Origin of the sequence: Apibacter sp., from assembly GCF_025291155.1 — a bacterium.
In the GTDB taxonomy this organism is placed as follows: Bacteria; Bacteroidota; Bacteroidia; order Flavobacteriales; family Weeksellaceae; genus Apibacter.
Map to the genome: position 1 here is coordinate 1 of NZ_JAMBJZ010000102.1, position 6,050 is coordinate 6,050.

Here is a 6,050-nt window from a genome sequence, read left to right on the forward strand (position 1 = left end):
AAAATGTCATTATAAAAGTAATAATTACTACGATTTTCTAGTTGATTGAGTTCTATTCTGACTATCATATTATTAACTCCTTAATCTTTTAATCATCAATACTACCGGCAGGATTACCCATTAACCGCTTCTACAGATTCAACTTCATTGGGTAACATTTGTTTTAAAAGTTCTTCAATTCCATTTTTCAAGGTAAATGTAGAAGATGGACATCCATTACAAGCTCCCTGTAACAGCATTTTAGCAATTTTTGTATTTTCATCAAATGAAATAAGTTCAATGTTACCGCCATCACCGGCTATAGCAGGCAACACGTATTCATCTAAAATATTTTTTATTCTTAGTTCAGCTTCTGAAAATTCTCTATTATTATGATCTATAGATTTATAAGTTGAAAAATTTTTAATGGTACTGATTTCTTTTTCCTCTCGAATATATTCAGAAATATTAAATCTTATTTCCATAGAAATGTCTTCCCATTTAGAATTATCTGTTTTTGTTATTGATACAAAATTATCTGAAATAAAAATTTCTTTTATATAGGGAAAGCTAAATAAATACTGTGCCAAAGGAACTTCTTTAGCTTCTTCTATATTTTTCAATTCAATGATTCCTTCAACTAATATTCTGTTTGTAACAAACTTCATCACGGAAGCATTAGGAGTCATTTCCACATAAACTGAAATAGGAGCTTTGCTTGGTTGTAAAACTACAGTAGGGTTAGCTAATAATTCATCTTCAATTAATTCTTTTACTTCATCTATAACCATATCCCATTCAACCATATCATTTTTTTGTATAGCGATAAAATTTGCCGTTATAAAAATATTAGTAATGAACGGTAATTGCAATAATTCTTGAGCTAACGGAATATTGGCTGCATCTTTTATGTCCGATATTTCATAACTACCTTCAACCAGCGTTGAAGGAGCTATAAATTTTATGATGTTTTTATTGAGGGTATTTTCAATTTTTAATTTCATGTCATTTAGTTTAATTCTTCAAAATTACATAACTTGCCAATAAATCTTTATAGGTTAATAATATTTATTTACTATGGCTCTAATTAAAAACATATTAGATAAAAATCCTTTAATCGGAAATGATTGCTTTTTATCAGACACATGTGTGCTAATTGGTAATGTGACTATCGGAGATCAATGCTCTGTATGGTTTAATGCTGTGATACGTGGTGACGTTAACTTTATAAAAATTGGTAATAAAGTCAATATTCAAGATAATGCAGTAATTCATTGTACTTATATGAAATATCCTACTATTATTGGCAACAATGTATCTATAGGTCATAATGCTATAATTCATGGTTGCACAATTTACGATAACGTCTTAATTGGAATGGGGGCAATAGTAATGGATGGCGTAACAGTTGAAAGCAATGCTATTATAGCTGCTGGTGCTGTTGTAACACAAAGAAAGCACATATTTGAAGGTGAAATATGGGCTGGTATACCTGCACAAAAAATAGGAATGGTTTCTCACCAGTTACAAAAAGAAAAAATTCTACAAACTGCAAATAATTATATTAAATATAGCGAATGGTATAGAAAGAATAAAGATAATGAGTATGACAAGGGAATGTAATTTTCTATCAATTTTTTTAAATCAAATTATAACTTTTTAACTAATAATTACTTCTAAATTATTAGATTAAATTTCAAATAGCAAAAAAATCCTAATTATAAATTTAATGTAATGATGTTTTATAATACAGTTGATTATTAAATTATTAATTTTTATGGATAATTCAATGAATTTTTAAATTTATTTTGAATAGCTTTTTATGATTAATAACATTATTTTAGTTGGATTGGGTGGCTCTTTAGGCTCAATAATTCGATACCTTATATCTTATTATACCCAAAAAAATTGCTCAGATGGATTTCCATTAGCAACATTCTTTATAAATTGTACGGGATGTCTATTAATCGGTTTATTCTTAGGATTATCCGAAAGATTTAATTTTATAAATAATGAAATAAAATTGTTTTTAGTAACAGGTTTTTGCGGTGGATATACTACATTTTCCACTTTTTCAGCGGAAAATTTGCAATTAATTCAAAATAATAATTTAACAACTCTGTCTTTATATATATTTTTTAGTCTTTTTATAGGAATATTAAGCGTTTTTTTAGGAAATTTTATTTCTAAAATTTAATAAATATAAATCATTAGTTGATTAATTATATCTATCTTATTGTAATAGCCAAACTTATAAAAATATAATTTTGAATTAAATTAAATTAAAAAATTCTGATTAAAAAAGTGGAAAAATATATATAATTATATCTAATTCGAAAATTGAGAAATTATCTCCTTTCTATCATCCTGTATTTGGAACTGAAGGTATTTAAAACTATCCCTAGGTATTACTCTAATCCATCTTTTATAGGTTAAAAACCATTCATTTCTAATACTTTTAATACCTTTTGTTAAATATGCAGCAACGAAAGGATGAGTATGTAAATATAGCTTGCCTTTATGGTTAACAATAGCATTTATAATTTGTTGCTGTATTCTATCTATTAATACAATAGGAGATTCTATTTTTCCATTACTATTAGGATTTTCTTCTGTTGTATTAAGTTGTTTTTGAGGACGTACACGTTGTCTCGTAATCTGTACAATTCCAAATTTACTCGGTGGTAGAATCTTATGTTTTGCTTTGTCATCTTTCATGACTTGTTTTAAATATTCATAAAGATCCTTTTTATGCTGTGAAGAAGTTAAATCTATAAAATCCACAACGATAATTCCTCCAATGTCTCTTAAACGTAACTGACGAGCAATTTCTGCTGCAGCTAATTTATTAATGTGGAGAGCTGCATCTTCTTGCGATTTTTGATTGGCAGTAACATTTCCAGAATTTACATCTATAACATGCAAGGCTTCGGTATGCTCAATAATCAAATAGGCACCTTTTGATTGATATATATTAACGTGTTTACCAAATAATTGCTTTATTTGTTTGTCAATGTTATAATATTCAAATATAGGAATATGGGAATCATAGTATTTAACCAATTTAGATTTTTCAGGAGCTATGATATTGAGATAATTTTTCATTTCTCCAGCTAATTCCTCATTATCACAAACGATGCTTACAAAATCCTCATTAAAATTATCTCTTAGAATTGAAGATGCCTTATCCAATTCACCCAAAATTTTAGCAGGAGACTTACTCTTCTTTATATTACGGAAGCATATATTGTTCCATTTGTTTAATAAATAGACTAAATCCGATTGTAATTCCTGAGATGATTTTCCTTCTGCAACAGTTCTAATAATTAGGCCGAATCCATTAGGCCTAATTTGCTCTCCTATTTTTTTTAATCTCTCTTTTTCTTCAGCAGTTGATACATTTCTAGACACTGATGTTTTTGATGCAAATGGAATAAGTACAAGATATCTACCTGCCAAAGAAATTTCGGATGATATACGAGGTCCTTTAGTTGAGATCGGCTCCTTAGTTATTTGCACTAATATATCTTGGTTGGGAACTAAAACGTCTTGTATAACGCCGTCTTTATTTATATCTTCTTCAAATGAGAAAGAAGTTAATTTAGGAGAATTAATTTTGCCTGAAGAGACTCCTTTACAATATTTTAATGATGATTTAATTTGAGGACCTAAATCGTGATAATGTAAAAAGGCATCTTTTTCGTAACCGATATTTACGAAACAAGCGTTAAGACTAGGGGCAAGTTTTTTTACCTTACCCATAATAATATCTCCAACAGTAAAATTATTGCCTATCTCCTCTTCATGAAGTTCTTGAATTCTTCCTCCTTCTAATATTATAATTCTAACTTTTGAATGTTCATATGATACTATTAATTCTTTACTCATTTTTTTACATTAATTTTCCTATCTTATATACATTCACTTTTGAACAAAAACATTCTTTACCTATTACTTTGGTAAAGAATGTTAAAATATCTTAAGTAAAAAAACCTTAGTTTTATGGTAGAAGAAAATTATTTATTTTTCTTTTTATGACGATTTAATCTTCTTCTTTTTTTTCTTTTGTGGGTCGCAACCTTATGACGTTTTCTTTTTTTTCCGCTTGGCATAGTATTCTTTTATTTATTATTTATTATTACTAATTTTTAACTTTAACATTAGTTTTTACATCTTCTACAAAAGACTTAGCTGGTTTAAAAGCAGGTACATTATGAGCCGGTATCTTTATTGTTGTATTTTTAGAAATGTTTCTCCCTGTTTTAGCTGCTCTTTTCTTAATTAAAAAAGTTCCAAAACCTCTTAGATAAACATTATCTCCATTAGCCATAGCTGTTTTTATCTCATCCATAAAAACTTCAACGACCTTTTGAGTTTCAACCTTTTCTAGACCAAGTTTACTTGAAATCGAATTTACGATATCTGCTTTTGTCATACTTTTTAAATATTATCTTATTATACTTCTAATTAAATTTTGAGTTTGCAAATATAATATTATTTTTGGAAACTAAAACTTATAAACATTTAAAAGTGTGAATTTTATTAGTCTTTTACAGAAGTGGTATAAAATTAATAAACGCTTATTACCGTGGCGTGAAACTCTCTCTCCTTACAACATATGGATTTCGGAAATCATTTTCCAGCAAACCCGTATTAATCAGGGATATAGATATTATTTAGATTTTACAAATCGGTTTCCGACTATTGAAATTCTTGCTAAGGCTTCAGAAGATGAGGTATTAAGTTCCTGGCAAGGTTTGGGATATTATTCTCGAGCCCATAATTTACATTTTACGGCTAAGTATGTTGTAGATAAGCTAAATGGAATTTTCCCCAACTCTTATCAAGAAATAATAAAGCTTAAGGGAATTGGTAAATATACAGCAGCTGCCATTGCTTCCATATCTTTTAATGAAAAAATTCCTGCTATTGATGGAAATGCTTTTCGAGTATATTCACGAATTTTTAATTCTGAAAAAGATATTACTAAAAGTAGTACATTCAAATATTTTTTTAATTTAATAAAGCCTATAATGCCTGATAATCCTGGCGATTTCAATCAAGCCATTATGGATTTCGGATCTTTAGTTTGTATTCCATTAAATCCTAAATGCAATCAATGTGTTATAAAAGACGAATGTTTGGCTTATAAAAATAACTTACAAAATGATCTTCCTATAAAATCTTCCGCTATTAAAATTAAAGAAGAAAAGATTCATTACGCATATTTTTATCACAATAATTATATCTTAATAAAAAAGAGAGATAATAATTCTATTTGGAAAGGGTTATATGAGTTTCCTTTATATAAGAAAGAATTTGGAAATTATAATAACCTACACAACCACCAGATAAAACACAAGCTTACTCATAAACTATTATTAATAACAATAAGTGAAATTAAAATTGATGAAGCTGAATTCTATAAAATTGCGAGTAAAACAAAGGCTATAATTTTGAATAAAAACAACTTAAAAAGTTATGCTTTTCCAAAACCGATGGAAAATTTTTTATTTTATAATTAATTTTTTTCTTATTTTTGCTCTTCAATGCGATCAATTTAAATATAAAATGAGTACATCTATTAATAAAGTAATTTTAGTTGGAAATTTAGGTACTGACGTAAAATCTTATAGATTTAGTGATGGAAATATCGTTGTAAATTTTCCGGTAGCTACTTCTGAAAGTTATATAAACAAAGAAACTGGTGAAAAAGTAGATGTAACAGATTGGCATAATATAACTGCTAGAAATAAATTAGCAGAACTTTGTGAGAAATTTCTTAAAAAGGGAAGTAAAGTTTACATTGAAGGTAAGCTTAAAACCCGAAAATTTGAAGATAACGGTATCACTAAGCATATTACAGAAGTTATTGCAGATAATATTTTATTTTTGTCAAACTTATTAGGCAAACAACCTGATAACGATGAAATAATTCAGAATGATTTTTAAAACGCAAAAAAAGCTTACTTATAATAAAATTTAAATTCATATGGAAGACCCCGGGCCCACGAGTATTTCATTAAACTATTTCCCATTACTACATTTTTGTCTACTCTTAATTTTGCATC

The 6,050-nt window shown here is 27.6% G+C and carries 7 protein-coding genes; 4 read left to right on the forward strand and 3 right to left on the reverse strand.

Annotation, left to right across the window (positions count from 1 at the left end):
• Positions 1-113: 113 nt before the first annotated feature.
• Complete coding sequence (locus M3Z80_RS08685; RefSeq protein ID WP_293919212.1) at positions 114-983, reverse strand: NifU family protein; 870 nt, start codon at positions 981-983, stop codon at positions 114-116.
• Positions 984-1,056: 73 nt separating this feature from the next.
• Here M3Z80_RS08685 and M3Z80_RS08690 point away from each other — a divergent pair, with 73 nt between their 5' ends.
• Complete coding sequence (locus M3Z80_RS08690) at positions 1,057-1,602, forward strand: gamma carbonic anhydrase family protein (RefSeq protein WP_293919214.1); 546 nt, start codon at positions 1,057-1,059, stop codon at positions 1,600-1,602.
• Positions 1,603-1,801: 199 nt separating this feature from the next.
• Entirely contained in the window at positions 1,802-2,176 is a 375-nt protein-coding gene (gene crcB, locus M3Z80_RS08695; RefSeq protein ID WP_293919216.1) for a fluoride efflux transporter CrcB, read from the forward strand.
• Between the two features lie 131 nt (positions 2,177-2,307).
• On the opposite strand, the gene M3Z80_RS08700 is transcribed toward crcB, so the two are convergent.
• On the reverse strand, positions 2,308-3,867 hold the full coding sequence (locus tag M3Z80_RS08700) for an Rne/Rng family ribonuclease (protein WP_293919218.1): 1,560 nt from the start codon (positions 3,865-3,867) through the stop codon (positions 2,308-2,310).
• 253 nt (positions 3,868-4,120) lie between these two features.
• A complete protein-coding gene (locus M3Z80_RS08705) occupies positions 4,121-4,414 on the reverse strand; it encodes an HU family DNA-binding protein (RefSeq protein ID WP_293919220.1) in 294 nt (97 codons plus the stop codon).
• Between the two features lie 97 nt (positions 4,415-4,511).
• On the opposite strand from M3Z80_RS08705, the gene mutY reads away from it, so the two are divergent.
• The gene (mutY, locus tag M3Z80_RS08710) at positions 4,512-5,504 is read left to right on the forward strand and encodes an A/G-specific adenine glycosylase (RefSeq protein WP_293919222.1); all 993 of its coding nucleotides are present in this window, start codon (positions 4,512-4,514) and stop codon (positions 5,502-5,504) included.
• A gap of 46 nt (positions 5,505-5,550) precedes the next feature.
• Positions 5,551-5,931, forward strand: coding sequence for a single-stranded DNA-binding protein (locus tag M3Z80_RS08715; RefSeq protein ID WP_293919224.1), 381 nt, complete (start codon positions 5,551-5,553; stop codon positions 5,929-5,931).
• Positions 5,932-6,050 lie beyond the last annotated feature (119 nt).

What these genes read in the sequence shown, in the direction of transcription:
- M3Z80_RS08685 (WP_293919212.1), bottom strand. Translation starts at nt 983, where the DNA reads ATGAAATTAAAAATTGAAAATACCCTCAATAAAAACATCATAAAATTT.
- M3Z80_RS08690 (WP_293919214.1), top strand. Translation starts at nt 1,057, where the DNA reads ATGGCTCTAATTAAAAACATATTAGATAAAAATCCTTTAATCGGAAAT.
- crcB (WP_293919216.1), top strand. Translation starts at nt 1,802, where the DNA reads ATGATTAATAACATTATTTTAGTTGGATTGGGTGGCTCTTTAGGCTCA.
- M3Z80_RS08700 (WP_293919218.1), bottom strand. Translation starts at nt 3,867, where the DNA reads ATGAGTAAAGAATTAATAGTATCATATGAACATTCAAAAGTTAGAATT.
- M3Z80_RS08705 (WP_293919220.1), bottom strand. Translation starts at nt 4,414, where the DNA reads ATGACAAAAGCAGATATCGTAAATTCGATTTCAAGTAAACTTGGTCTA.
- M3Z80_RS08715 (WP_293919224.1), top strand. Translation starts at nt 5,551, where the DNA reads ATGAGTACATCTATTAATAAAGTAATTTTAGTTGGAAATTTAGGTACT.